The following is a 24,842-nucleotide window of genomic DNA, read 5'->3' on the forward strand; positions in this document are numbered from 1 at the left end:
TGATCGGTTTTCGTCGTAGAACAACTGATTGTTGCCCTTGCGATCCGGGTGGGGGATAAGATTGAAAGGCAGCGCCGACAAAGCATAAATTCTTCTAAACAAAGGGTTCTATTTTAGAGTTTTGAGACCATGTTTATGTGCGCCTTGCAGTACTGAGAAGGCGGCTTCACTTACATTTTCCAGCTTACTTTTGAACTTCATATTGAATTGCAAGACGCTTCGCTCGGCTGGCTTGTTCACACAACCGATTAGCATTTATTGGAGCGTACTTGCTACAGGTACTACGTTTTGAAGCTCCAGCGCTCTACCTTCCGTAAACACTGCGGTGGCCAGGCTACCAAGAGCCCACTGCGCTTAAAGCTCTGATGAATAGAGCCTGATTGACACTGGCACCTGGGAGCCTTCCAAGGATCGTACTCGTCGATGCTCAGAGTGTTTCTTTAACTGATAAGTGCGCAGGAGTTTAGAAACCTAGGAGCAGCAACCAAGTTTAGACTACAGTTTCAGTTCGGATATGATTTATTGGAAAAAGGCTGGATGCTTTGCAGCTCAGCTGAGGAGAGAAATCTCTGTATATCTAGCAAGTGTTGTAAGCTGGAGTATTACGGGCTTTGATATACGCGGGTAAGTGGCTTCAACTTCTATTGCACGTGATTATTGATCAGTAAATTTGAGCGTGTGCAGTGTAAGACGACAACGCATACATTTACACAGGAACATTTGCATCTTTCGAGCGCACCGTAGTGGCCGACAAAACAAACTTATGTAACCGCATAAAAAAATCACCAGGATGGCCTGCACTCACATTCATGCAAACTCTCAACCCCGCTCGAATTGAGAGACTTTGAATGGACTCACAGGAAAGTAATTCCTTAGGGGAATTCATCGATACATTGGGAAAAAGTTTTCATGGAATGGGGATAAAAAAAACCAGCCTCAAATGAGACTGGTTTTTCATAGGGTAAGTCCAGTAATTACTTACCGCGTTTCCGCTGCTGGCCAAGACCCATTTTCTTAGCAAGCTCAGAACGAGCAGCCGCATAATGCGGAGCAACCATTGGGTAGTCTGACGGCAGCCCCCACTTCTCACGATATTCTTCAGGGGTCATATCGTAATGCGTCCGCAAATGACGCTTCAAGGACTTAAACTTCTTACCATCTTCAAGGCAGATGATGTAGTCATTCGTAACAGACTTCTTAACTGGTACCGCTGGCTTAAGTGGCTCTGGTTCCGGCTCGGACAGATCACCGCTTGTTTTCTGCAAAGCGACGTAAACGTCGTTGATCAGCACAGGCAAATCAGCGGAGGCCACAGTATTATTACCAACATAAGCTGACACGATATCAGCAGTTAGTTCCATCAAATTGTTATCTGCAGGGATCTCGCTCATCACAAACCTGTTTTCTTGTGGATCTACATTTCAATCGTGCGCTTGTTTTACCAGACCAATACTTAAATCCGAAGATCGAGTGTTTGATCCATACTTATCTTAGCTGAGAGTTATCTCGGCCAAGCTTCGACTCTAAACAAGCAAAAACCATAGGGGGCTTTTATAGAGACAGGACATAAGGATAACAAGTTAAATTCGACAGGCAAACGGAGATTTACTATGGTTTTTTGTGCATCGTAATTTAGAAGGACCTTACAGACTTCCTGCAATCTTGAGAAATCATAGAAATAAACTAGAATGACTGCTTGTTTTTATGTACAGGCACAAGAACGTGCCGGTACCATGTATTGTGCTATTGGGAGGGCGTTCCCTATCAAACTGAGTCTATAGTCGAGCGCCTTCCCAAAGGTCATTGTCGATAATTTTTCCTATACTTCCTGCGCGAAAAGCCAAGTAACATGGCTGCAAACGACATGTTATTGCTGCAAGTGATGTTCATCTGTCTTCTTGATGACACTCAGAGCATCCACCTCTGTCTCTTTGCATGGCTTATAGCCCACCACATATGCCGCTCTGGCGATAAGGTGAGCGGATACCGGAGCTGTCAACAAGATGAAGCACAGTGTCGCGACAGCGCGCATAAACTGATCCCATTCTTGTGAATACAAACCCAATGCAAGAACCATCAGGCCTGAGCCTAATGTTCCTGCTTTAGAAGCGGCGTGCATACGGGTATAGACGTCTGGGAGGCGATTAATGCCCAGCGCTGCCCCAGCTGCAAAAACTGCTCCGATAATGAGCATAATTCCGGTTAGGATGGAAACGATTGCTGTCATCATTCCGGCCCCTCCAAACTGTCAGATTTTTTAACTTCCTGCATAATGATAAAGTCCTTGGCCTGCCCTCGATTTAGAATAAAGCGAGCAAACGCCACTGTTGCTAGAAATCCGACAAGTCCAAGCGCCAGCGAGATATCAATATAGAGAGTATAGCTTGACCCTACGCCGACCGTGGCAATCAACCCGATCGCGACGACCACCAGCAGATCAAGACCAACGATCCGATCTGGCAACGTGGGCCCTTTGATAATGCGGTAAACAATCATCAAAAAAGTGAGTCCGAGTAGAAAGAGCGCTATGCTCACGCAGCCATACAGAAAGGAAGCTGCAAATTCTTCAAATTCGTTCATCGAAACGCCTCCATAATCTGACGCTCAAAGCCATTTTTGATGCCATCAACCGTCTCATCTGGGCTTGGCACATCAAGACAATGCACAAACAGAACTTTCCTGTCCTCCGAAACATCAACGGAAAGTGTTCCGGGCGTCAGGGTGACCATGTTTGCAAGCAAAGTGATTTCAAAGTCCTCTGTCACAGTAAGAGGCACTGCGATGATAGCGGGGCGAAGTTGGATCTTTGGCCTGATCACAATCATCAACACACGCCATGAGGAAACCACCAGTTCAAGGAAGAAGCTTGCAGCAAGAACCACAACCTTACCGCCCCTTTGCAAGTACTCTCGATAGGCAATCTGCTCACGGATCAAAAATAGGCTAATGCTTGCCAGAATAAACCCGAAGAACAAATTGAGCGGTGAGAATGAACCCGTAATCGCACCCCAAGCTGCTGCAAGCAGCAGGTTCATGAGAAAAACCATCTTATTCATTGGGTGCCTCCAAATACAGAAGCTATATAGGTTGATGGATCAAGCAGCGTTTTGGCTCCATAGTCAGACACAGACATCATACCTTCTGGAAATACACCGATCAGGACAATGAGCCCTGTCAACGCCACCAAGGGCAACCAGATCGTCAACGATATTTCCTTGGGCTCAGCGCTTCCAGCAATAGGAAGAGCCTGAATGCCATCTACCGTATGCTCGTTCCCTCCCCGCCAGAAAGCAAAGATCCATAAACGTCCAACAGCAAGAGTGGACAGCAAACCGGACACAAGCAGGCCTGCAACAACCCAACCACGACCGGCTTCAAGCGCTCCAGCGACAAGCAGCAGCTTTGCCCAGAAGCCGGAAAATGGAGGCAAGCCCGCAACGCCCAGCAAAAGAACAAGCCCAATAGCAGCCCCCATTGGGCTGCGTACATAGAGCCCTCCGATTTCTCGCAGGGAAAATGTACTACTGATTTGGAACATGAAAGCGACCAGAAGATAAAGCGCGGTCATGATTAGCACTGAATGCATCGCATAGAAGATTGCGCCAGAAATGGCCGCCTCATTGCCAACGGCAATACCTGCCAACATTGCGCCAATTCCAGCAATCACTAGGTATCCCATTAAACGGCGAATATCTGTTTGAGCCAACGCCCCCAAGGAACCCGTCAACATTGTCGCGATTGCAACCAATCCAATTAATGAGGACAGCCAGTCTCTACCCTCAGGCATCAGGAGAACCATGACTCTGAGCAACGCATACACGCCAACCTTTGACAGAAGCCCTGCAAAGATCGCAGCCACCACCAATCGCGGTGTGTGATACGAGGCAGGAAGCCAGAAGTTGACCGGAAAGGCCGCCGCTTTCATCGCAAAGGCAAGAAAGTACAGTGCTGCCAGACCAAGCACAGGCCCTGAACCATCAAGAGCCTGAACCTTGATGGCTATGTCTGCCATGTTCAATGTGCCGACCAGCCCATAGAGCAAACCTGTTGCGGCCAAGAACAGTGTCGTCGCGATCAGATTCAACACCGCGTACTTGACCGCACCGTCGATTTGCACTTTTTCGTTGCCCAGGATCTGCATACCGAAGGACGAGATCAACAATACTTCGAACCAAACGTAGAGGTTGAAGATATCGCCAGTCAGAAATGCTCCCGTCACACCGCACAAGAGCATCAATAGGAAAGGATAGAACCCATAGCGCCGCTCATTTGTTGCGATAGAGTCCATTGCAAACACTGCCACGCAGAGCGTTGCAATCGAAGCCATCAGGGCTAGCAGTGCGCCAAGAGGATCAGCAGTAAACGCGATCCCAAACGGCGGGGGCCAGCTGCCCATCACCATTGTCACAACGCCATTGGTGAGCACATGGTTCAACAAGGCGATGTTGGAAAAGACCACGAGCGATATAACTGCGATTGCGATCCAGGGTTGGGTTGCTGGTTTCTTACGAAAAATGATCGCAAGAGCACCACCTGTCATCGTGAGTAGGATTGGAGCAACCAAGAGCCAGTCTGCGAGAGGCACAGCCTCAGTCACCATCGCTGCTGTCATATCAATTGCAGGTTTCGTTGCAGCCATCTACTTAATACCCCAGCGGCGGTTCATAGTGTTCTTTCGGTTCTGCGACACGCATCTCCAGCAAATCATCCGTTCCCAATTCTTGATAGGCTCGGTACCCGAGGACCAAAAAGAACGCCAGGAAAGAGAAGGAGATCACGATTGCAGTCAGTACCAGGGCCTGAGGCAATGGATTAGCAGTCGCCTCTAAAGGGAGGTAATTGTTGACCGGGATAATTGGTGGCACATCGCGTGTGAGCCTGCCAGCTGTGAATATTAAAAGGTTCACCGCATTGCCCAGAATCGCAATACCAAGCAGGATTCTTACCAATTTACGTGAAAGCAGAAGATAGATGGACCCTGCGAAGAGGATCCCAACCAACATAGAGAAAAGCGTTTCCATTAATCTGCCCTTTCTTCCAGAGAAAGAGCGATCGACGAAATCGCCCCGACAACAACCAGATACACACCAATATCAAAAAACAATGGCGTTGAGAGATCGATCACAGTGCCTAAAAAGGGAACAGCCAGCCACTGACTTGTCATAGCGGACTGCCCAAGAAAAATGCTGGGCATCACTGACAGAACAGCAAGCAGCAAGCCCGATGCAGCAATCGACATTGGGTGATACTTCATGGCACGGCGCACTGCAGAAACGCCACAGGCAATACCATAGATTGCAAAGGCAGATACAGCGATCAAACCTCCGATGAACCCACCGCCCGGCTCATTATGGCCGCGCAGAAGTACGAAGACTGAGAACAAGAGCATCAACGCAGATAAGTACGGAGCGACCGTTCTGAATATAAGCGTATTCATTAGCGATTTTTCTCCGTATTTGAAGTTCCATTTGATTTAGGACGTACTCTTATGAGTGCAAGTACCGCCAGTCCGGTGACCATCACAACGGAGATTTCACCGATGGTATCAAAGCCACGGAAATCAACGAGAATAACGTTCACAATGTTACGTCCATGAGCGACGCTGCGGCTATATTGCGTGAAGAACTCAGAAAGTGTCGCATCAAACGGCAGCTGCACAACTGACATCAGCAACATGCTGATGCCCGCACCGCAAAGAACTGACAGACTGATATCAAAGACTTTGCCACGGAGAGAACGGGCGTCTGTTGGCTTCAGGTTCAATCGCGTCATTACCAAAGCCAAGATCACAACTGAAAGAGTTTCGACCATGAATTGGGTGAAGGACAGATCAGGTGCTCCAAAGAGCAGGTAGATCAAGGCAACAGCGAACCCCTGAATACCCAGTAACACAATGGCAGTTACCCGATAACGGGCAGTCAGCACGGCATAGACACCAATGACAACGATTGCTGTGATGAACCATTCATAAGCGTACAAACTGCCCAGACCTTCCAGAACCGGCCAGTTACCAGTGAGGATCATTGGTATGAACAACATCAGCGCAATCACCGAGAAGGTCGCACGCATATATGTCACCATACTGCCTGTCTGGATGGCTTGTGTCAGAGTAGTCCCAAACCGAATGATTAGATCAAGTGTCTGGTCAAACCCTTTGTCGGGCCCCCAACCGATCACACGCAATGCATCGGCGATCAATGCACGAAGTTTGTCCATATACATGAAGACCAAGATACCAAGGGCGAACGTTGTCATCGACAGATAGAGCGCTGGCGATAAGTACGTTGGGATCAGATGCATTTCTTCATCGAATGGAATACCGAGGACAGCGGAGGTCATCGGCGAAAGTAGTTGGTGCCCAACTGAAGCTACAAAGATGCCTGCTAGCAAACCAAGAACCGCGAGTGTGACCGCACCTGCAATGAGCAGAATAGAACCCTCATGAGCTTGCTTTGGCGTTTTCACCTTCGTTCCAAAGAACGGCTTCCACGCGACAGTTGCTGCCATGGCAAACATCATCGCATTACCAAGCACGGCGACAGCCGTCCATAACCCACCATTCACGATGTGCCACGTGCCGTCATAAAGAACTTCTTTTGCAACAAAGCCGATAAGCGGAAGTATGCCAGCCATTGAAAGCGCGGAAAGAACTGCTGCAATTGCCGTGATCGGCATAGCAAAGAAAAGCCCACCGACGCGGTTAAGATCTCGGGTGCCTGCTTCATGGTCTACAGTTCCGACCACCATAAACAGCGAGCCTTTGAAGAGCGAGTGCGCAAACAGGTAGGCAACTGCGCCCTGAATAGCGATCGGGTCTGATGTGCCCGTCAGCATCACGAGCAAGCCAAGTGAGGCGACAGTTGAGTAGGCTAGAACGAGTTTAAGATCGGTTTGGCGGAGACCAAGGATGGTGCCAACGAGAAGTGTCAGGCCGCCGAAAATCGGTAGAACCGTCATCCAAAGTTCTGTATCGCCAAGCACTGGGTGCATCCGCATGAGCAAGTATACACCGGCTTTGACCATGGTTGCGGAGTGCAGGTAAGCAGATACTGGCGTTGGGGCTTCCATCGCATTTGGAAGCCAGAAGTGGAACGGAAACTGAGCGGACTTTGTGAAGGCACCGAGCAAAACCAGGATGAAGATTGCGGTGTAATACGGACTTTCTCGCAGCACATCGCCTGAGTTGATCAGCTCGCTCATCTCAAAGCTACCGCCTGCAAAACCAGCCAGAAGCAAACCAGCCATCAATGCTAGCCCACCACCACCAGTGACGACGAGCGCTTGAATCGCGGAACGGCGAGAGGAGCGACGCAAGTGGTCAAACCCAATCAAAAGGAAGGACGTGATAGACGTCAACTCCCAATAGACAAACAAGGTAATGATGTTGTCGGCGACCACAACGCCGAGCATAGCGCCCATAAACAGGAAGAGAAACGACAGGAATTGCCCGAAGTTTTCGTGGTTTTTGAGATAACCGCCAGCATACAGTACGATAAGCGTACCAATGCCAGAAATTAGGAGTGCAAAAAGGACGGATAGACCATCAAGGTAAATCGAAAAATTTACGTTAAAGGTGGGAACCCACTCCAAACTTGCCTTAAATGTTTGCCCCTCTGCAATGCCAGGTACAAATGAAAGAAACTGCAAGAAAGCCAATGCAGGAATTACAGCTAAAATCCATGACGCATTGTGTTTCAGAGTCTTTGCCAAAATGGGGCTAAGCGCAGCAGCGACAAACGGGCTTAATAATGCCCAGAATGTTGCCTCGACACCGAATAAAGGCATATAGCACTCCGTGACTAATTTCGTGGTTGTATCGATAAGACCGAGTCGAATTTGCCAAGCACGCGCCCCCGATCACACCAAAGACATAATGTGCCCGCTTATGCGGGGCAAGATCATCACATTCTAGTTTTGTCAGGTTTTATTCAACTCTAACCCCACCTATATGTAAGCTGCCTTAAAGGCATCTGCTTTTGTTTATGTCTTTGTAAACTTAACATGGTCCTACCATTAAGTACGTTGAATAAGGATTTCTATCATGTTTAACAAAAAATCACCTAAGGACATGACTGAGGCTGAGTGGCGGGAGAAACTCCCTCCAGAGCAGTTTCGTATCCTAAGGGGTAAAGGCACAGAACGCGCCTTTACCGGTCCCTATTGGAATACGTTTGAAACAGGCACATATAGCTGTGCAGGATGTCAGTCTAAACTATTCAAATCAGACACTAAATTTGATGCGGGCTGTGGTTGGCCGAGTTTCTTTGAAGCCGTCTCACCAGACGCTGTAACTGAACACCGTGACACCACACTGGGTGTTGAACGGACTGAAATATGCTGCACAAATTGTGGAGGCCACCTTGGACACGTTTTCCCAGATGGACCGCCGCCAACAGGACTTCGCTACTGCATGAATGGTACTTCGATGACATTCCTGCCCGATGAGTAGTGTTCGTGACAACGAGCCTAAGTGATACCGCGATGTGAAAAAGCGACGTTTTGAAGCTGTGGAAGAAAACCTGAAACTACACTGAAACAATATTATCTGCTTCACTGCGAAGTTCATGTGAACGCATTAGTATTGCGCTGAAAGTCTCAGGTGACCCATTTGTCGCTTTAAAACATCGCACACTTTTAATGGTAAAGTTTGAAACTGGAACTGGCTTTACTCCAGTCGTTCCATAAAATGCAGATTTGATGATATTCAACTCTCAAAACCACACGTGCAAACCCAGTCAGGCCCTATGAAAAAACCAGTTCCACCACGCGCGGATATGCGCAACTTTGAAACAACTCATCACGGGATTACACGCAACGAGCCCTATGCGTGGCTGCGAGCTGACAACTGGCAGGACGTCATGCGCGATCCGGCTGTACTTGATCCTTCCATCCGTGAGTATTTGGAGGCGGAGAACGCCTACACTCAAGACGAGATGCAAGATACGTCCGGCCTGCAAAGCACTCTCTTTGATGAAATGAAGGGACGCATCAAAGAGGATGACAGCTCAGTACCGACCCCAGATGGCGATTATGCTTATGCAACAAAATTTGTTGAAGGTGGTCAGCACGCCAAGTTCGTTCGCAGTGACAGGGACGGAAGTAATGCAATTGTCCTCGTTGACGGTGACTTTGAAGCAGAAGGCAAAGCCTATTTCAGGTTTGGCGGCGCTTCTCATAGCGACGACCACCGCCTTCTTGCATGGGCTTTTGATGACAAGGGCTCTGAATATTATACGCTAAAAGTCCGGGATACATCCTCAGGCAAAGACCTGGAGGATACCATTCCTGATACAAGCGCTGGCGGCGTCTGGTCTAGGGATGGTAAATACCTCTTTTATGTTCAGGTGGATGCAAACCATCGCCCTTCCAAATTATTCCGCCATAAAATGGGCGAGCCCGTATCTGATGACGTTCTGGTTTACGAAGAGCAGGACACCAGCTTCTTCGTAAACCTAGGAAGAACACAATCAGGTCGTTTTATTTACATTGGCTCCGGAGATCATGAAACCAACGAGGTTTGGTTAATTCCTGCCGATGAACCGCTTGCAGAGCCCCGTCTTGTTGCCCAGCGTGAAACTAGTATCGAGTATTCAGTTGAAGACAATGGCGATCGTCTCCTGATCCTCACCAATGCTGATGGCGCTGAAGACTTCAAGATCGTAAGTGTGCCTTTGGTCGCACAACTGGCCATGCCGGGGCGCACCCATTGGGTGGATCTCATCGATCATCAGCCGGGACGACTAATCCTGTCGCACGATGTTTACAAGGACTACATGGTATGGCTGGAGCGGATTGATGGCCTACCACGCATCGTTGTACATAGGTTCATCGACGGTATTTCGCACGGCATTGAATTTGACGAAGAAGCTTACAGCCTCGGTCTTGCTAATGGTTTTGAGTACAACACAACAACCATTAGCTTCATATACTCGTCCATGACAACTCCGAGCGAAGTCTATGATTATGACTTTGCCACTCGAGACCGTGTGTTGCGCAAGCGCCAAGAGATCCCGTCTGGGCATGATGCTTCTGAGTACATTACACGCCGCCTAATGGCTCCCTCTCATGACGGAACTCTGGTGCCTGTTTCATTGCTCTACAAGCGCTCAACAGTTCTGGATGGCACCGCACCTTGTTTGCTTTACGGCTATGGCTCCTATGGGCACTCTATCCCGGCAAGCTTCTCCACCAATGCCTTGTCGCTGGTTGACCGTGGGTTTGTCTATGCAATCGCACATATCCGTGGTGGGAAAGACAAAGGGTACGCCTGGTACAAGAACGGTCGCCGTGAGTTCAAAAAGAACACATTCCACGACTTCATTGCTTCAGCAAAGTTTTTGGTACACGAGGGTTTCACCTCTCATGAGCGAATTGTTGCCCATGGTGGTTCAGCCGGCGGTATGCTGATGGGAGCCTGTGCTAATATGGCCCCAGAATCTTTTTCCGCTATGATTGCTGAAGTTCCCTTTGTCGATGTCCTGACGACAATGCTCGATGACAGCTTGCCGCTCACGCCCATTGAGTGGCCTGAGTGGGGCGATCCTATTCGTGACAAAGCTGCGTACCAGTACATTGCGTCTTACAGTCCGGTTGATAATGTGCAAGCCAAAGCCTACCCAGCTATTTTTGCACTCGGCGGTTTGACCGACCCGCGTGTGACCTATTGGGAGCCAGCCAAATGGGTTGCAACATTACGCGAGAAAAAGACCAATGATAGTCTTGTGATGCTGCGCACCAACATGGATGCGGGTCATGGAGGCGCTTCCGGGCGATTTGATCGCCTGAAAGAGGTCGCACTGGTTTATGCCTTCGCTTTAAAGCAAACAGGCAAAGCCTCTTAAAATATGGCAATAGAGAAAGGGCGCTTATGTTTAGGCGCCTTTTTTACTTCAAAACCCGCCTGCCCATTGGCAAAAAATAACTTTACGTATTTGCTAAGCACCGGTGCCAATCAGATATGTGTATCGGAAAAACAAGCGCGGTCATAATTTCAAAAGTTGGCACATAAAGCTATCGTTTTTAATCTATGTAGCTTTAATTTAACCTTATTTGCAGGTCTTGCAAGGCCGTTATAACTCCCCAAACTCTTTGTCTTTAAGCTTCTGGATAATCAAGACCAAAAGGAGGGGAAGTCTCATGCGCCGTTTTGCTTTTTGCATTGTGATTGCTGTCTTTCTTGCGACGACGGCGTCTGCTCAGGTCAACAACAAGCTCTATCCCTTTAACTACCTTTTGCCGAATGACCTACGTTCCGCACCACGCATTTACGGCTCTCAATATGATTGCCGAATACGTGTGAAAGAGGATGGTGCAGAAAATGTCTATCAGGCATTCGTCAGTGGGTACTTCAGCGATCCCAGCCGTAACATTTCGAGCGTTGCTTGCTTCAAAACACTAAAAATGTGCGAAGCCTACCTGAATTTCATGAGGGGGTACCTGCAGCTAACGCGCAGCGCCAGCTGCCAACACGGTTACTACAAAGGATTATTTGGCTCCTTTTAAAAAGAAACTCTGAAAGAAGAGGCTAATAAGGCCCGGAAACGTTGAGTACATGAAAACACTTGGACCCCTCGCCTGCATTGCGGCGACATCTCTTTTACTTGCAAGTTGCAGCCAGCCCCCCAGCACCAACTATCTGGAGCGACAACTCATTCCCCGAACCGGACCAATCATGCCACGCGTCAAAGGCACACAATTTGATTGTTCTATTGCCTCTGCTCAGCATGGAGCGGCAAACCTTTGGCAAGCGAATGTTGGTGGGCGCGTGTTGAGCGACAACCAACCTTATAATGTTTCAACTGAAGCGTGCTTTACCACGCAAAGCGATTGTGAAGCTTTTCTCTACCTCATGAATGGCGTGCTTGACCAAATCATTACCTCCCGCTGTCAGATGGGTTATGAAAAGAGCTTCTTCGACAAATTGTTTGGTTCCTAATTAGGTATGAGACCATAAAGCCGGAGAAGGCCTAGCAAGCGACACAAAAAAAGGCGGCTTAGAGCCGCCTTAATTTTTAAGTATGAGACCTAGCTTACACAGCTGCAGAATATAGCTCTTCAACGTGTTCCCAGTTGATCAGGTTATCAACGAATGCTTCCAGGTACTTTGGACGCGCGTTGCGGTAATCGATGTAGTAGGAGTGCTCCCATACATCACAACCCAGGATTGGTGTTGCACCGTGTACGATCGGGTTTTCACCGTTCGGCGTTTTCATCACAGCCAATTTGCCGTCTTTCACCGCAAGCCATGCCCAGCCGGAGCCGAATTGGGTCAAACCTGCATTAATGAACTCAGAGCGGAACTTGTCGAAGCCACCAAGGTCTTCATCAATTTTCTTGGCAAGAACGCCAGGAAGAGACGTACCGCCGCCATTCGGCTTCATCCACTTCCAGAAGTGAAGGTGATTGAGGTGCTGACCAGCATTGTTAAACAGGCCTGGGTTGGTGCCATAGCTTTCCTTGACAATCTCTTCAAGGCTCTTGCCTTCAAGACCTGAACCTTCGAGCAACTTGTTGCCGTTCGTTACATAAGCCATATGGTGTTTGTCATGGTGAAACTCGAGTGTTTCAGCAGACATATAAGGAGCCAAAGCATCGTATGCGTATGGCAGATCTTCAAGAGCAAAAGACATGGGATACCTCCACAGGAAAGGAATTTTTAGGAGCAACTCCGTTCGGCCTTGTGACCGAAAAGCGCTCCCCTCATAGTACAAATTAATGGTGTTTTTCCGTATGAGCAACGGGGGAAGAGCATAATTTACAAATATTTTTCTTGTTTTTTTTCGTTTTGAGCTTCTAAGTATAATGAAACAGAAGCCTTAAGGCGGCCTAACAGGCTGTTTCTTAAGGGGACTAAGGAATCAAACTGTGACAAACACCTCCACAGAACGGCGCAGATCAGCCACCACTCCTCCCCAAGCTAGAGAATCCTTACGTACAGCAGTTGGTGGTTGTCTTGCTATGGCAGCTGTTATGGGTATTGGACGATTTGTCTATACACCCGTTCTTCCCTTTATGTTGCAGGATGGCTCTCTCAATGAGGTGAACGCTGGAATCGTTGCGTCGTCAAACTACCTTGGTTACTTGGTTGGTGCCTTGCTGGCCGCACGAGCCCCGTTGCCCGGCGGTCCCTACAAAATTTTGATGATCGTTTTATTCTCCAGCTCATTGACCACGTTTGTCATGTCGCTCACACTCGGCGTCTACTGGTTCGTGGCTATTCGTTTTCTTGCAGGTTTAGCAAGTGCCTATGCCTTTGTGCTTGTTGCAAATATTGTAATGCAAAGACTGGCGGAATTGAGAAGCCTCCGATTGTTCCCGATACACTTTACCGGCGTCGGGATCGGCATTGCGGGCTCCTCGGTGATGATTGAGTGGCTCGGCACGCGTTTGGTTAGTTCAGCGGAACTTTGGCTCGCGAGTGGGATCCTTAGCTTGTTGCTTTCACTGTGTGTCCCCTTCCTCCTTCCACCAAAGAAGGAAGCGCCGCTAGAAACTAAGCAATCCGAACAAACAGCCTCGCCCTCTTCTGCCCCAAGCGCCTCTTTGAATAAAAGTGCAATTAGACTGATTTTTGCCTATGGCTGCTTCGGGTTTGGTTATGTCATCACCACTACATTCATTGGGGCCATGGCAAGCTTGACACCAGAATTAGCTCCAATGAAATCCCTGGGCTGGTTGCTGGTTGGTTTGGCTGTCATCCCTTCTGTCTTCCTTTGGGAAAACCTTGCTATCCGTATCGGTTATGGTCGTGCAATTGCTCTGGCCTGTACCATAGAGGCCATTGGCGTGGCGCTCAGCGTGCTAATGCCGACTATCACCGGATTATCCATTGCGGCAATTCTTCTAGGTGGAACATTTGTAGGAATTACCTCCATCGGGCTGATTGAGGCCAGACGAATAGCAAGCTCTGACCCTCGCCAGATTGTCGGCTTGATGACCGCTGCGTTCGGAGTTGGACAAGTGATTGGCCCAAGCTTTGCTGGCTACCTCTACGAGCTCAAGGGAGACTTCCTACTCGCTTCGCTTGTTGCCGCTGGCGCTCTCATCCTCGCAGCGCTGCTCACGCTAAGGCGTTTCAGCCCACATTAAGTGAATGCCAACGCAATATGGGGAGGTCATGCCTCCCCATAAATCTCAAAATTTCAGCCTATTTAAGCAGGAACTTTTGCGTGTGCAAATGTCCAATAAAGTTCCTTAGCTTTTGCTGCCACAGGGCCAAGTCCTAGATCGCGACCATCCAGTTTATGGACAGGTACAACCTTGCCATAATTGCCTGTAGAGAAGATTTCATCAGCTTCTAGAAAATCCTGATAAGTGAGCGTGGTTTCATGAACATTGTAACCTGCCCCGCTTAGCAGCTTAATAATGCGTTGGCGGGTAATACCGTTCAGGAAGGTTCCATTCCAAAATGGGGTGAGAACCTCACCTTCCTTCACCATGAAAATGTTAGCCGAGGTCAGCTCGGCGACATTACCAAGCGCATCAAGCATGATTGCGTTGTCAAAGCCACGGGTCTTTGCCTCACGCGACGCACGTGCACTGTTTGGATACAAGCACCCTGCTTTTGCGTTCACAGGCATTGTTTCCAATGTTGGACGGCGGAATGGAGACAATGTCAGGCTGTTTGATGCATCTTTTGGCGGCATCGCTGCTTCAAACAGGCACAAACAGAAGCGGGTTGATTCAGGGTCCCCATCGATAATGCCTGGCCCGTCATTTTCTGACCAATACATAGGGCGGATGTAAACAGCTTCGTCAGCTTCAAACTTCTTCATACCCTCAACAGCCAACTCAACCATTTCTTCAAAACGCATAGTCGGCTTCATGCCAAGGTTGATAGCGGATCTGTTCAATCGCGCGCAGTGCAAATCAATATCAGGCATCACGCCTTCAAATCCACGGGCGCCGTCAAATACGTTTGAACCCAACCAAAATGAATGTGTACGAGGACCGATCAGTGGCGGATTCCCCTCATACCATTTGCCTTCAACCCAAGTACGAGTCTTCGACATTTCGGCCATAATCATTCTCTCCTTAAAACGCGGAGTGCAAACCAAACAGGCACAACCCCAATATCTTTTTTTAGTCGACCTGAGAATTCCAATGGGGTCAACAGTGCTCACGAAAAAGAAGGCAATGCATCAAGGCGCCACCCGCATGTCCAAGACGGAGATGTTTGCACTTATATCCTACAGGAAAATAAGGAGTAATACGCAACTAAATGTCGCAGCAGACACATGTGAGATGAGATAACGCAATTACATTGCGCTTCACGACTTCCTTAAAATAGCGACCTTGATGCCTCTTCATTATTCTTTTGCACAGTTTTAATGCAAAATCGCTTCGATGACTTTTGAGATTGCCGCAATCTTCCAGCAAACAAACTAAAGAAACTGACGCAGTTTCATGTGTATGCATCCAAAACTGATGCGAATTATTGATTTCTGGGAGTATTTGTTAATTTTCTGCGTCCAAAAGGAGGAAAACACGTATTTCCCATACCTTGACGAATACCTATCGCAACGTTTTCTTAGGGCATTGGAATTTGCCAATCTTGATGCTAGGTGCGCAGCCGGAGAGTAGAGATGAGCCACTCACTTTATGTTTTTGATGCCTATGGGACCCTGTTTGACGTGCATGCTGCCGCCAGAAAACACATGGGTGCAGTTGGCCCTGAAGGTAAAAAGCTGTCAAAGATCTGGCGTGAAAAACAGCTTGAGTACTCTTGGGTCCGCGCGCTGATGGGGCAATACGTCGATTTTTGGGAACTTACCATACAAGCGCTAGATACAGCTTTTGCGCTGGTACCCGAAGCCAACCGGGATGCACGTGATGAGCTGCTGGCCACTTACTGGGAGCTGGATTGCTATCCCGAAGTTCCACAACTCTTGAAAGCGTTGCGAGAGCGCGGGTCAAAGCTCGCAATTCTATCCAATGCTCCATTAAAGATGATGGAGGGTGCTCTCAAGAATGCTGGCATTACAGAGTGTTTTGACGAGGTCTTCTCAGTTGATCCAGTCAAAAATTACAAGCCGCATCCAGAGGTTTATGACTTGGTGACGACCCATTTTCGCCTGTACCCTAAAGCTGTGTCTTTTCAATCCAGTAACCGCTGGGACATCGCAGGAGCGACGAAGTTCGGCATGCGGACGGTCTGGATCAACAGAACGCAAATGCCGGATGAGTACGCAGACCTTTCGCCCTCCGCAGTCTTAAAGGATTTGAGCGGCCTGCCAGCATTGGGATAACGTTTCCGCTCAATCTGCTGAATGCTATGTACGTAATTGTCATAGTTGGTGTTTTCTGTGACCATGTGAGCACAAACTCAAAAAACTTGCCGATTGAACTCGCTGTTGCAATTCTTAGGTTTCAAATTCAGGTATATTACATACCAGAAATCGTTTTTAACACAGAAGCAATCGGCATTTATTGAGTTTATGTATCAAGGTTTTATGAGTGGGAGCTCCAGCAAAAGGGCAGTCAGCTTAGCAGCCCTAGGTTTAGGCGCTGCGTGCTTTGGTAGCATCCCCTTGTTTGCCAAGCTCGGCTTTGCATCAGGTATTTCTCCTGGTGCAGCCGTTATTCTGCGTTATATTTTACCAGCGCTCTTGCTAGCGCCCTACCTGCCCCAAGCGCTTAGATCTGGCCCCAATAGCTGGCGATATATGTTGTTTGGCATGATTTTGGGCTTTGGTGCATGGAGTTATTTCTATGCGCTAAATGCGCTGCCAATCTATGTTGCAAGTAGTTTGTTTTTTTCCTATCCAGCGCTTCTTGTGCTCTTTAAAACACTGGCAGGAATAAAGTTATCTAGCCGAGACAAGTTGATACTTGTCTTAGTGGCGAGCGCTTTGGTGATGATCATCGCAACTACCCCACTGCCACAGCTTGATCTGACAGCAGTTTTCATCGGGCTGATTGGTCCGTTATGTTACGGTGGTTTGCAATTGGTTACGAGGAAAACCCCAAGTTACCTGCCTTCACTGGCTATCGCTGCCTGTATTTTCTCAGGTGCGATCATATCTGCACTCCCATTTGCACTGGCCGAATCGCAGTTTTGGCAGGGAGTGAACACTGCACCTATAGCACTTCCAGTTCTCGGCTTAGCCTTGCTTGCCGGACTACTGCCCCAACTGTTGCTTGCCTATGGCAGCTCGGACCAATCAGGCAGAAAGACAGCGTACACCACCGGATCCATCGAGTTTGGGCTTGCATTGTTTACCGGGTTCTGGGTTTTCTCAGAGCCTTTGGGGGTAGGTCAAGCAATTGGTTTTCTCAGCCTTTTAGCCGCTCTGTACTTGACGAATGAACCCTCACGTTTGCCCAGGTATTTGCAGGACTAGTTGCTTATGAACAAGCCCTGCTGACACTGCAGTTTTTAGGTTTCTGCGCGCGTAATCCATTTATGACCAATTGGAGCGCGATAGCTTTCAATCTGATCAAGAAGCAGCCCTGGATTGTCGTCAACCAAAAGCATATCGCGTAGTTCTTTCTTCATAAATTCTTCATCTACCACGAAGTCCAAAAACGCTAGCATTCGACCATAAAACCCATTTGCATTGTACAAGCCGCAAGGCTTATTGTGGTAGCCCAGCTGCCCCCAAGTCCACACTTCAAAGAGCTCTTCCAAAGTACCGATACCACCGGGTAACGCTACAAACGCGTCAGACAGATCCGCCATCATGGCTTTACGTTCATGCATGGAACCAACGATGTGAAGGTCTGTGAGTGACCTATGCGCTAACTCTTTGGCAGCAAGGGCCTCTGGAAGAACGCCAATGACCTCACCGCCTGCTTCTAGCGCAGCGTTGGCAACAACTCCCATCAAACCAACTTCAGCACCACCATACACGAGACGATTGCCACGCTTGGCAATCTCGGTGCCTAGCAGACGAGCCGCAACTTCATATTCCGGGCGCTTCCCGATAGATGATCCGCAAAATACGCAGATTGACGCCATTTAAACTCTCCAATTGGCTGGTCTCACATGGACTTGAATCAGATATCTATCACCCTAAATAATCTAAACCGAGAGTGATTAGGGTGATAGATATTTTTGGCTTAGCGTGGTTGTTCTACTAAAGCGTGCACCCAGAAACAACTTTGGTCGGTACAGGAGTCTTTGGAAATCTGCCTCTGACATATATGCAGAACCGATCGTCGCCAGCTCGAACCTAGTCAAGGCACTTACCCATTTTCCATTCATGACATAAGTTGAATTTCTTAATGCCGCATCCTGTTGAAATACAGCCTCAGGTTTAGCATCTTTAAGATCGTTTAGAATGCTAAGTACTGCGTATATATGATCTCAATGGATCATTAGCACTTAAGTCTCCAAGTCAAAATCTTCGAATTCCTTTGCAAACACTTTTAATGTCGCATTACTGTTTTAATAGCCCAGTTAAACTCTTTTAAGGTAGGTACGCGATACTTTGGAAAGGGAAGATACGCAGGAGCCCGAGAGCACCGAGTTTTCTAGGAAACACAGGAGAATTTGCCTGCATATCCGAGTGCTGGCACTCCCAAGATACTTTAAGCGCTTTGTGTTGCCTCTAACAATTCGCCCGATGATGACTACATCAGATTTAGAGGGATTGGAGATTACGATGCACGTACTTATAGATCGCATTACAGAAAAAACTGGGCTGGATCCTACAAAAGTGGGGCCAGCTATTGGAATTATGCTCAACTTCATCGCCCAAAATAGTAGCAAGGAAGAGGTAGATGCTTTGCTCGTAGCGTTTCCTGCAGCAGAGGGTTTTCTTGCCATCGATGAAGCTCGTGAAAACACGGGACTATTCGGTGGCCTTGCCAATAAGATGAATGCCAGCGTTGGGGTACTCGCAGCATTGAATGAAATGACTAGTCTTGGACTTTCTGTCGAGGAGATCCAAGAGGTTGCAAAAGAGACTGTGCAATATACACGCGAAAAGGTTGGCCCAGAGATTACGAACGAGATCGTCTCCCGCGTGCCGGGACTTGCAGAAATCACTTAGATAAGAAGTCGACAACTGCGCTAACATAGGCTGATCGCTTTTTTTTAGCGGGTGTCATCACCTCGCCAAGCAGATCCTCTGGACTGTATCGCTCGCGATGCGAAAAACAGGCACATGCCACTGAGCCTGCTTTTCGATCAATGCAACGTCGTTTCCGGTTAGATCTTAATTTGTCCGTATCGCAGTGCCTCGACGACAGTGTGCGTTTTGTTCGACGCATTCAGCTTTGCACTCGCATTTTGAAGGTGCGCATGAACTGTCCTTTGGGAAATTTCCAGAAGCTCTGCAATCTCATGCGCTGTTTTCCCAAGAGCAGTCAACTCCAGAACACGCCGCTCACGTGCTGAAAGGTCACCTGGTCTTTGATCTGAAATCACGCCCAGCTCAAACAAACGCCTGAAGGCTGCTGAACATACGATTTCTAGGGATGCCATGTCATAGGCCTCAGCGGAGATCTGATGCCCTGCCCCAACCACCATTGCCTGGAATGGATGAAGAGCATCAACCGGGATCACCATAACCCTCGCGCCTTCGCCAATTGCAGCAAACAATTCGGAGTTTCCAGTGTCGGTTCCTGACACGGACCAGACGATCGGGCGGTTACCTGAAAGCCCTAGCATCAGAGCACTATCGCCTGCACTTAATGTCGTTCGTTCGACGCCGCCATTTCTCTCATCAGGCCAACGGAACCTATGGACCAGACTATCGATCGTCCTGTTTGGCATAGGAAGACCTGTGATCAAAATATGGGATGCTCCCAATCGTCTCAGATAGGATTCCACAATATCAAGAACGGGTTTAGCCGCCCGCGCTTCTGAAATCGCTTTGACCTTCGCTTCGATATCTGAAGTATCGTTCATTTGCCCTGCCTTCCCGTTTCTTTCCCCACAGCGCTCGCTCTTGCACCGCTGGATTGAAGACGCACTTGCCCACCTGACATGCCGAAACACGCCAACTAACTTTCGCAAATCCATGACTTGCGCAGGAAAATTAGAAAATCTCAGTCTCAGATGGCCCCTCAACGCAGGACAGCTAATTCGTAGAAAGTGGCTTTCGTTTTTCATGACTGGCGAAAGCTCATTCATACGCCTGTTAAACGCTATATAATGTAGTTAACTGGCAGTTCTTTGAGTTGCCTGCTTTGCTACACGAGGTATCCATCTCAGGTATTTTGCACCACTCGGAGAACAATCATTGTTATCGCTCACCTCACAACACCATCATTCTCATTTTCTGAGGTATATCAAATAACCTCTAAGTATTGAGAGTACCCGTAAATAATACTCTCATCGTTGACCCAAGATAACCACTATACCATCAGTTTCGACTAGGACACTTCCTGCAATACATCCTAATTTTCTATAGTAAGAGTGCGAAACTATTGAACAGCTCTCGGCAATACTAACAGCGTTACATGCCCTAGGGTCAATTGCGACAAGTTTAGGATAAATTAAACTAATGCGAAAACTATCTAGCCATTGTCACATTGGTAGTTTCGCAATCCTAGTCACGTTTGCTCCATTTATTTCCCAATCTCGTCCTAATGCATAGCTTGAAACCACAGAAGGTTCCTTCGTATAAAGTTACGAGAAGGACATGGATCGGACATGCACAACATTGATTTTCCTACTGATTTTCTAAAAGCAACTCAGAATGACTGGGAAGTATCTGCTTTACGTGCCCTAAAAGGTGCGGCTTTAGATGCCCTGAAGACACCGGTTTCTGATGGGCTTGAGATTAAGCCGTTGTATCAAGGTCATCCTGACAGCGCTCCATTGCAATTGAGGGAGCGATCTCGTCCTTGGAAGATCATTCAAAGATGCGATCATCCCGATATTTTCAAGGCGAATGCGCAGATGCTGGAGGATCTAGAGGGCGGGGCTGATGGCCTTGAGCTTGTTTTACCTGCATCACCTCGTGTTTTGGATGGTGGCCTGAACGTAAACCGGGTTGTCGATCTTCTTAAACTTCTTGAAGGCGTCAAGCCTGACCTTATCGATTTCCGCCTCGAGTGTGGTTACGAAGGCAGCGCCACCCTTGCACTGCTCGTGGAATCCTGCAACCGAATGGGCGTACGCCCAGATCAATTGACCGTGCATGGAGTGTCTGACCCGCTGAGTGTGCTTGTCAGTACTGGACGCGTACGCGATACATTTGAGCGGCTCCAGTTGCGCACGCAAGATCTTGTTGGCTATGTACGCAACAACGACATACGAGGCAGTTTGTTGCGCAGTGATGGTCGTTGCTATCATGAAGCAGGAGCGACCACCGCTCAAGAATTAGGCCTTACGCTTAGCAGCTTGCTGTTTTACATGCGCACCATTGAGAGCGGCGGGGTGCCTTCAGAAAATATTTCCAACTACGTTTCGGCTTGCCTGAGCGCGAGTGCTGATCAGTTTGATACGATCATCAAAGCTCGTGCGATGCGTCAACTCTGGTCGCGTCTACTGGATGCTGCACAGCTGCCAGCACAGCCGCTCTATCTACATATGGAAACAAGCTGGCGCATGATGACTAAGCGCGACCCTTGGGTGAATATGCTGCGTACAACCGTTGCTGCTTTTGCCGCCGGCGTAGGCGGGGCTGATAGCGTGACCGTGCTTCCGTTCACACTTCCGCTAGGTTTACCAAACGCTTTTGCACGCCGTATTGCGCGCAACACCCAGCTGATCCTTATAGAAGAAAGCAATCTGGCCCAGGTCAGTGATCCGGCAGCAGGAAGTGGGCTTGTTGAAGAGCGCACTGAGGAACTTGCAAATGCTGCCTGGTCCTATTTTCAGAAGGTTGAGAAAGAAGGCGGCCTCCCAAACGCACTTTTTTCCGGGCTCATTTCTTCCGATATTACAACCGCGAGAAAGGATGAAGAGCGCTTAGTTGCAACCGGGCGTCATCCGATGACAGGTACCAGCGCATTTCCGAACCTTGATGAGAAGGCCGTTGAAGTCTTGCAGGTCAACCCTAACGACATTGCAGAAATTGCAACACGTCTCGACCTTGCCGAACCAAGTATACAGGGTCATTTGATCGAGGCTGTGGCAAGCGCTTTAAGAGATGGAGCCGGTTTGGTAGATATTCAAGCCAGCCGTACTCCGCTGGGGAGTACGGAATGTGTTCCGTTAAAGTGCTCTCGGCTTTCAGCACCTTTTGAAAAGCTGCGGGACCAAGCCGATGCGTTTTCGCAATCCCAGGGCAAACCGCCAAAGGTGTTTTTGGCAACCTGCGGGCCCGTCGCGCATCATACAGCGCGTGCTGCGTTTGCGAGCAACTTTTATGCAGCAGGCGGGTTTATCAGTACAGGAGCGGTTCACTTTGAAAACCTTGAGGATCTGATTGCAAGCTTTCGCGTCAGTGAAGCGAAAGTCGCCTGTATTTGTTCTTCTGATACGATCTATGATGAGCAGGCCTTAGAGGTTCTGAAGGAGCTGAAAGATGCAGGCGCTGTGCGGGTTACTGTAGCAGGGCGTCCCAAAGATCTATTGAGGACGCTTAGTGAGAATGGTCTTGATGCTCCTATCTATCAGGGCTGCGATATGCTTGCAGAGCTAAAAAAATGTTTTGAAGTGGTTGGCGTTTCGCCAGCTGTTTAAGTGGAGGCAATTTGATGAGCTTGTTTCCTGACTACACTCAGGTTGACTACAAAAACTGCGCAACATCAGCTTCCACTGATACGCAGGCGACATGGCACACACCCGAGGGCATTTCGGTAAAGCCAGCCTATGGCCCTCAAGATATTGACGGACTGACGCACCTGAACACCTGGCCGGGGTTGCCGCCATATATGCGTGGTCCATACCCTACCATGTATGTACAGCAGCCGTGGACTGTGCGTCAGTATGCCGGCTTTTCAACGGCTGAAGATTCCAACGCTTTTTACCGGCGCAACCTGGCAGCGGGTCAAAAAGGCCTTTCCATTGCATTTGATTTGGCAACACACCGTGGCTACGACAGTGACCACCCCCGTGTTGCTGGCGATGTTGGTATGGCTGGTGTTGCGATCGATTCCATTTATGATATGCGTACACTCTTCTCAGGTATCCCGCTGGATAAGATGAGTGTTTCCATGACCATGAACGGCGCGGTGTTGCCTGTCATGGCGCTTTATATTGTTGCAGCTGAAGAACAAGGTGTCCCTTCCGAAAAGCTCTCCGGAACCATTCAAAATGATATTTTGAAAGAGTTCATGGTGCGCAACACCTATATCTATCCGCCTGCACCATCCATGCGGATTATCTCTGATATCTTCGACTACACGTCGACGCACATGCCGAAGTTCAATTCCATTTCTATTTCCGGCTATCACATGCAGGAAGCAGGAGCGACAGCAGATCTGGAGCTGGCCTTTACCATCGCCGATGGTATTGAGTATGCCCGTGCTGGTGTTGCAGCAGGGTTGGATATCGACGCATTTGCCCCTCGCCTTTCGTTCTTCTGGGCGATTGGGATGAACTTCTTTATGGAGGTTGCTAAACTGCGTGCGGCGCGTCTGATCTGGGCGAAACTGATGCAGGAGAACTTCCAGCCAAAGAACCCAAAGAGTCTGTCCTTGCGTACCCATTCGCAGACGTCTGGCTGGTCTTTGACCGCGCAGGATGTCTTCAACAATGTCATCCGAACAACTGTTGAAGCGATGGCTGCCACTCAAGGCCATACACAATCGCTGCATACCAACGCTCTTGATGAAGCTCTGGCTCTGCCAACTGACTTCTCTGCCCGAATTGCCCGGAATACCCAGCTGTTCTTGCAGCAGGAAAGTGGCACCACAAAAACCATCGACCCATGGGGTGGCTCTTACTACGTAGAGCGTTTGACTGCTGACCTTGCTCATAAAGCTCTTGAGCATATCAAGGAGATCGAGAGCCTTGGCGGTATGGCAAAGGCTATTGAAAAGGGTATTCCTAAACTGCGTATTGAAGAGGCTGCTGCAAAAACACAGGCTCGCATTGATAGTGGCCACCAAACGGTTGTTGGTGTGAACAAGTTCCGTCCGAACCGCGAAGATGAACTGGACGTGTTGAAGGTTGACAACGACGAGGTTCGCACGAAACAGGTTGAGAAGCTGAATCGTCTTCGGGAAGAGCGTAATGAAGATGAGACACAAGCTGCCCTGAAAGCGCTGGAAGATGCGGCTCGTTCCGGCGACGGTAATTTGCTGGACCTTTGTGTAAAAGCTGCACGTGTAAAGGCATCTGTTGGCGAAATGTCTCTGGCAATGGAGAATGCATTCGATCGCCATAAAGCTGAAATTAAATCCATTGCTGGCGTCTATAAACGCGAGGTTGGTGAAATGTCCGAAAGCATCGCCAAAATTGAACAGTTGGTTGACGCCTTTGAGGAAAATGAAGGCCGGCGCCCACGTATTCTGGTTGCCAAGATGGGACAGGATGGTCACGACCGCGGGCAGAAGGTGATTGCCTCTGCCTTTGCTGACCTTGGCTTTGACGTGGATATTGGACCACTGTTTGCCACACCTGAGGAAGCCGCCCGCCAAGCAGTTGAAAACGACGTGCATATTGTTGGCGTCTCCTCCCTCGCAGCAGGTCACCTCACACTAGTCCCTGCCTTGAAGAAAGCCCTTGCAGATGAAGGGCGTGAGGACATCATGATCGTTGTGGGCGGTGTTGTACCTCCGCAAGACTATGACGCGCTTTATGCCTCTGGTGCCTCTGCTATTTTCCCTCCAGGAACTGTGATTTCGGAGGCGGCAAAGGGATTGATTCATGAGCTCAACGAAAAGCTGGGGTACGAACCTTTAAAGGCTGCTGAGTAAAGCACACAAGCGTCTGCTCGTGTTTGCGAGCGAACAGCCAGCTGATGCAAATGACATCGCCCTTCCTTGTCCAGCAATTG

Annotated in this window: 22 protein-coding genes; 10 read left to right on the plus strand and 12 right to left on the minus strand. The window is 48.8% G+C overall.

The genetic code is table 11. From position 1 onward, the window contains the following. Positions 1-974: 974 nt before the first annotated feature. The 8 genes from BMZ51_RS02260 to BMZ51_RS02295 all read right to left on the minus strand — a co-directional run bounded on the left by BMZ51_RS02260 (position 975) and on the right by BMZ51_RS02295 (position 7,785). The gene (locus BMZ51_RS02260; RefSeq protein ID WP_068003031.1) at positions 975-1,391 is read right to left on the minus strand and encodes a Ros/MucR family transcriptional regulator; all 417 of its coding nucleotides are present in this window, start codon (positions 1,389-1,391) and stop codon (positions 975-977) included. A 476-nt stretch (positions 1,392-1,867) separates the two neighbouring features. Further along, on the minus strand, positions 1,868-2,230 hold the full coding sequence (mnhG, locus tag BMZ51_RS02265; RefSeq protein ID WP_082825558.1) for a monovalent cation/H(+) antiporter subunit G: 363 nt from the start codon (positions 2,228-2,230) through the stop codon (positions 1,868-1,870). Beyond that, positions 2,227-2,580 carry a cation:proton antiporter gene (locus BMZ51_RS02270; RefSeq protein ID WP_068003028.1) on the minus strand — a complete coding sequence of 118 codons (354 nt, stop codon included), beginning with the start codon at positions 2,578-2,580 and terminating at the stop codon, positions 2,227-2,229. Before BMZ51_RS02270 ends, mnhG begins: the two co-directional genes overlap by 4 nt. Beyond that, the gene (locus tag BMZ51_RS02275; RefSeq protein WP_068003025.1) at positions 2,577-3,056 is read right to left on the minus strand and encodes a Na+/H+ antiporter subunit E; all 480 of its coding nucleotides are present in this window, start codon (positions 3,054-3,056) and stop codon (positions 2,577-2,579) included. Before BMZ51_RS02275 ends, BMZ51_RS02270 begins: the two co-directional genes overlap by 4 nt. Further along, positions 3,053-4,639, minus strand: coding sequence for a Na+/H+ antiporter subunit D (locus BMZ51_RS02280; RefSeq protein ID WP_068003022.1), 1,587 nt, complete (start codon positions 4,637-4,639; stop codon positions 3,053-3,055). The genes BMZ51_RS02275 and BMZ51_RS02280 overlap by 4 nt, the downstream gene beginning before the upstream one ends. Before the next feature lie 4 nt (positions 4,640-4,643). Next, entirely contained in the window at positions 4,644-5,021 is a 378-nt protein-coding gene (locus tag BMZ51_RS02285; protein ID WP_068003018.1) for a Na+/H+ antiporter subunit C, read from the minus strand. Then, positions 5,021-5,437 (minus strand): Na+/H+ antiporter subunit B, encoded by a 417-nt coding sequence (locus BMZ51_RS02290; RefSeq protein ID WP_068003015.1) that lies wholly within the window; start codon positions 5,435-5,437, stop codon positions 5,021-5,023. Before BMZ51_RS02290 ends, BMZ51_RS02285 begins: the two co-directional genes overlap by 1 nt. Further along, positions 5,437-7,785 carry a putative monovalent cation/H+ antiporter subunit A gene (locus BMZ51_RS02295; RefSeq protein ID WP_068003010.1) on the minus strand — a complete coding sequence of 783 codons (2,349 nt, stop codon included), beginning with the start codon at positions 7,783-7,785 and terminating at the stop codon, positions 5,437-5,439. Before BMZ51_RS02295 ends, BMZ51_RS02290 begins: the two co-directional genes overlap by 1 nt. Before the next feature lie 256 nt (positions 7,786-8,041). Between BMZ51_RS02295 and msrB the strand changes: the two genes are divergently transcribed. The 4 genes from msrB (at position 8,042) to BMZ51_RS02315 (ending at position 11,935) form a co-directional block, all read left to right on the plus strand. Then, positions 8,042-8,449 (plus strand): peptide-methionine (R)-S-oxide reductase MsrB, encoded by a 408-nt coding sequence (msrB, locus tag BMZ51_RS02300; protein ID WP_068003007.1) that lies wholly within the window; start codon positions 8,042-8,044, stop codon positions 8,447-8,449. A 295-nt stretch (positions 8,450-8,744) separates the two neighbouring features. Continuing rightward, entirely contained in the window at positions 8,745-10,841 is a 2,097-nt protein-coding gene (locus tag BMZ51_RS02305) for a S9 family peptidase (RefSeq protein WP_068003004.1), read from the plus strand. Between the two features lie 295 nt (positions 10,842-11,136). Then, a complete protein-coding gene (locus BMZ51_RS24260) occupies positions 11,137-11,502 on the plus strand; it encodes a hypothetical protein (RefSeq protein WP_208979220.1) in 366 nt (121 codons plus the stop codon). Between the two features lie 49 nt (positions 11,503-11,551). Beyond that, positions 11,552-11,935 (plus strand): hypothetical protein, encoded by a 384-nt coding sequence (locus BMZ51_RS02315; protein WP_068003001.1) that lies wholly within the window; start codon positions 11,552-11,554, stop codon positions 11,933-11,935. 94 nt (positions 11,936-12,029) lie between these two features. Here the strand turns inward: BMZ51_RS02315 and BMZ51_RS02320 are convergent, their stop codons facing one another. Beyond that, a complete protein-coding gene (locus tag BMZ51_RS02320) occupies positions 12,030-12,629 on the minus strand; it encodes a superoxide dismutase (RefSeq protein WP_068002998.1) in 600 nt (199 codons plus the stop codon). Positions 12,630-12,864: 235 nt separating this feature from the next. Here BMZ51_RS02320 and BMZ51_RS02325 point away from each other — a divergent pair, with 235 nt between their 5' ends. Further along, on the plus strand, positions 12,865-14,088 hold the full coding sequence (locus tag BMZ51_RS02325; protein WP_068002995.1) for a YbfB/YjiJ family MFS transporter: 1,224 nt from the start codon (positions 12,865-12,867) through the stop codon (positions 14,086-14,088). A 62-nt stretch (positions 14,089-14,150) separates the two neighbouring features. Here the strand turns inward: BMZ51_RS02325 and BMZ51_RS02330 are convergent, their stop codons facing one another. Then, the gene (locus tag BMZ51_RS02330; RefSeq protein WP_068002992.1) at positions 14,151-15,020 is read right to left on the minus strand and encodes a branched-chain amino acid aminotransferase; all 870 of its coding nucleotides are present in this window, start codon (positions 15,018-15,020) and stop codon (positions 14,151-14,153) included. A 564-nt stretch (positions 15,021-15,584) separates the two neighbouring features. Between BMZ51_RS02330 and BMZ51_RS02335 the strand changes: the two genes are divergently transcribed. Continuing rightward, the gene (locus BMZ51_RS02335; RefSeq protein ID WP_068002989.1) at positions 15,585-16,247 is read left to right on the plus strand and encodes a haloacid dehalogenase type II; all 663 of its coding nucleotides are present in this window, start codon (positions 15,585-15,587) and stop codon (positions 16,245-16,247) included. Between the two features lie 204 nt (positions 16,248-16,451). Beyond that, complete coding sequence (locus BMZ51_RS02340; protein ID WP_342029895.1) at positions 16,452-17,342, plus strand: EamA family transporter; 891 nt, start codon at positions 16,452-16,454, stop codon at positions 17,340-17,342. Positions 17,343-17,377: 35 nt separating this feature from the next. Here BMZ51_RS02340 and BMZ51_RS02345 read toward each other — a convergent pair whose 3' ends face one another. Continuing rightward, entirely contained in the window at positions 17,378-17,959 is a 582-nt protein-coding gene (locus tag BMZ51_RS02345) for an LOG family protein (RefSeq protein ID WP_068002984.1), read from the minus strand. Between the two features lie 646 nt (positions 17,960-18,605). Between BMZ51_RS02345 and BMZ51_RS02350 the strand changes: the two genes are divergently transcribed. Continuing rightward, positions 18,606-18,995, plus strand: coding sequence for a hypothetical protein (locus BMZ51_RS02350; protein WP_074881721.1), 390 nt, complete (start codon positions 18,606-18,608; stop codon positions 18,993-18,995). A gap of 158 nt (positions 18,996-19,153) precedes the next feature. Here BMZ51_RS02350 and BMZ51_RS24460 read toward each other — a convergent pair whose 3' ends face one another. Continuing rightward, positions 19,154-19,855 carry a LuxR C-terminal-related transcriptional regulator gene (locus BMZ51_RS24460; protein ID WP_068002980.1) on the minus strand — a complete coding sequence of 234 codons (702 nt, stop codon included), beginning with the start codon at positions 19,853-19,855 and terminating at the stop codon, positions 19,154-19,156. Between the two features lie 747 nt (positions 19,856-20,602). Between BMZ51_RS24460 and BMZ51_RS02360 the strand changes: the two genes are divergently transcribed. After that, entirely contained in the window at positions 20,603-22,582 is a 1,980-nt protein-coding gene (locus tag BMZ51_RS02360; RefSeq protein WP_068002977.1) for a methylmalonyl-CoA mutase family protein, read from the plus strand. Positions 22,583-22,596: 14 nt separating this feature from the next. Beyond that, positions 22,597-24,762: a methylmalonyl-CoA mutase gene (gene scpA / locus BMZ51_RS02365; protein ID WP_068002975.1), complete on the plus strand. Its 2,166-nt coding sequence runs from the start codon at positions 22,597-22,599 to the stop codon at positions 24,760-24,762. Positions 24,763-24,842 lie beyond the last annotated feature (80 nt).

Source organism: Pseudovibrio axinellae, assembly GCF_900110875.1.
Lineage (GTDB): Bacteria > Pseudomonadota > Alphaproteobacteria > Rhizobiales > Stappiaceae > Pseudovibrio > Pseudovibrio axinellae.

What these genes read in the sequence shown, in the direction of transcription:
- BMZ51_RS02260 (WP_068003031.1), bottom strand. Translation starts at nt 1,391, where the DNA reads ATGAGCGAGATCCCTGCAGATAACAATTTGATGGAACTAACTGCTGAT.
- mnhG (WP_082825558.1), bottom strand. Translation starts at nt 2,230, where the DNA reads ATGATGACAGCAATCGTTTCCATCCTAACCGGAATTATGCTCATTATC.
- BMZ51_RS02270 (WP_068003028.1), bottom strand. Translation starts at nt 2,580, where the DNA reads ATGAACGAATTTGAAGAATTTGCAGCTTCCTTTCTGTATGGCTGCGTG.
- BMZ51_RS02275 (WP_068003025.1), bottom strand. Translation starts at nt 3,056, where the DNA reads ATGAATAAGATGGTTTTTCTCATGAACCTGCTGCTTGCAGCAGCTTGG.
- BMZ51_RS02280 (WP_068003022.1), bottom strand. Translation starts at nt 4,639, where the DNA reads ATGGCTGCAACGAAACCTGCAATTGATATGACAGCAGCGATGGTGACT.
- BMZ51_RS02285 (WP_068003018.1), bottom strand. Translation starts at nt 5,021, where the DNA reads ATGGAAACGCTTTTCTCTATGTTGGTTGGGATCCTCTTCGCAGGGTCC.
- BMZ51_RS02290 (WP_068003015.1), bottom strand. Translation starts at nt 5,437, where the DNA reads ATGAATACGCTTATATTCAGAACGGTCGCTCCGTACTTATCTGCGTTG.
- BMZ51_RS02295 (WP_068003010.1), bottom strand. Translation starts at nt 7,785, where the DNA reads ATGCCTTTATTCGGTGTCGAGGCAACATTCTGGGCATTATTAAGCCCG.
- msrB (WP_068003007.1), top strand. Translation starts at nt 8,042, where the DNA reads ATGTTTAACAAAAAATCACCTAAGGACATGACTGAGGCTGAGTGGCGG.
- BMZ51_RS02305 (WP_068003004.1), top strand. Translation starts at nt 8,745, where the DNA reads ATGAAAAAACCAGTTCCACCACGCGCGGATATGCGCAACTTTGAAACA.
- BMZ51_RS24260 (WP_208979220.1), top strand. Translation starts at nt 11,137, where the DNA reads ATGCGCCGTTTTGCTTTTTGCATTGTGATTGCTGTCTTTCTTGCGACG.
- BMZ51_RS02315 (WP_068003001.1), top strand. Translation starts at nt 11,552, where the DNA reads ATGAAAACACTTGGACCCCTCGCCTGCATTGCGGCGACATCTCTTTTA.
- BMZ51_RS02320 (WP_068002998.1), bottom strand. Translation starts at nt 12,629, where the DNA reads ATGTCTTTTGCTCTTGAAGATCTGCCATACGCATACGATGCTTTGGCT.
- BMZ51_RS02330 (WP_068002992.1), bottom strand. Translation starts at nt 15,020, where the DNA reads ATGGCCGAAATGTCGAAGACTCGTACTTGGGTTGAAGGCAAATGGTAT.
- BMZ51_RS02335 (WP_068002989.1), top strand. Translation starts at nt 15,585, where the DNA reads ATGAGCCACTCACTTTATGTTTTTGATGCCTATGGGACCCTGTTTGAC.
- BMZ51_RS02340 (WP_342029895.1), top strand. Translation starts at nt 16,452, where the DNA reads ATGAGTGGGAGCTCCAGCAAAAGGGCAGTCAGCTTAGCAGCCCTAGGT.
- BMZ51_RS02345 (WP_068002984.1), bottom strand. Translation starts at nt 17,959, where the DNA reads ATGGCGTCAATCTGCGTATTTTGCGGATCATCTATCGGGAAGCGCCCG.
- BMZ51_RS02350 (WP_074881721.1), top strand. Translation starts at nt 18,606, where the DNA reads ATGCACGTACTTATAGATCGCATTACAGAAAAAACTGGGCTGGATCCT.
- BMZ51_RS24460 (WP_068002980.1), bottom strand. Translation starts at nt 19,855, where the DNA reads ATGAACGATACTTCAGATATCGAAGCGAAGGTCAAAGCGATTTCAGAA.
- BMZ51_RS02360 (WP_068002977.1), top strand. Translation starts at nt 20,603, where the DNA reads ATGCACAACATTGATTTTCCTACTGATTTTCTAAAAGCAACTCAGAAT.
- scpA (WP_068002975.1), top strand. Translation starts at nt 22,597, where the DNA reads ATGAGCTTGTTTCCTGACTACACTCAGGTTGACTACAAAAACTGCGCA.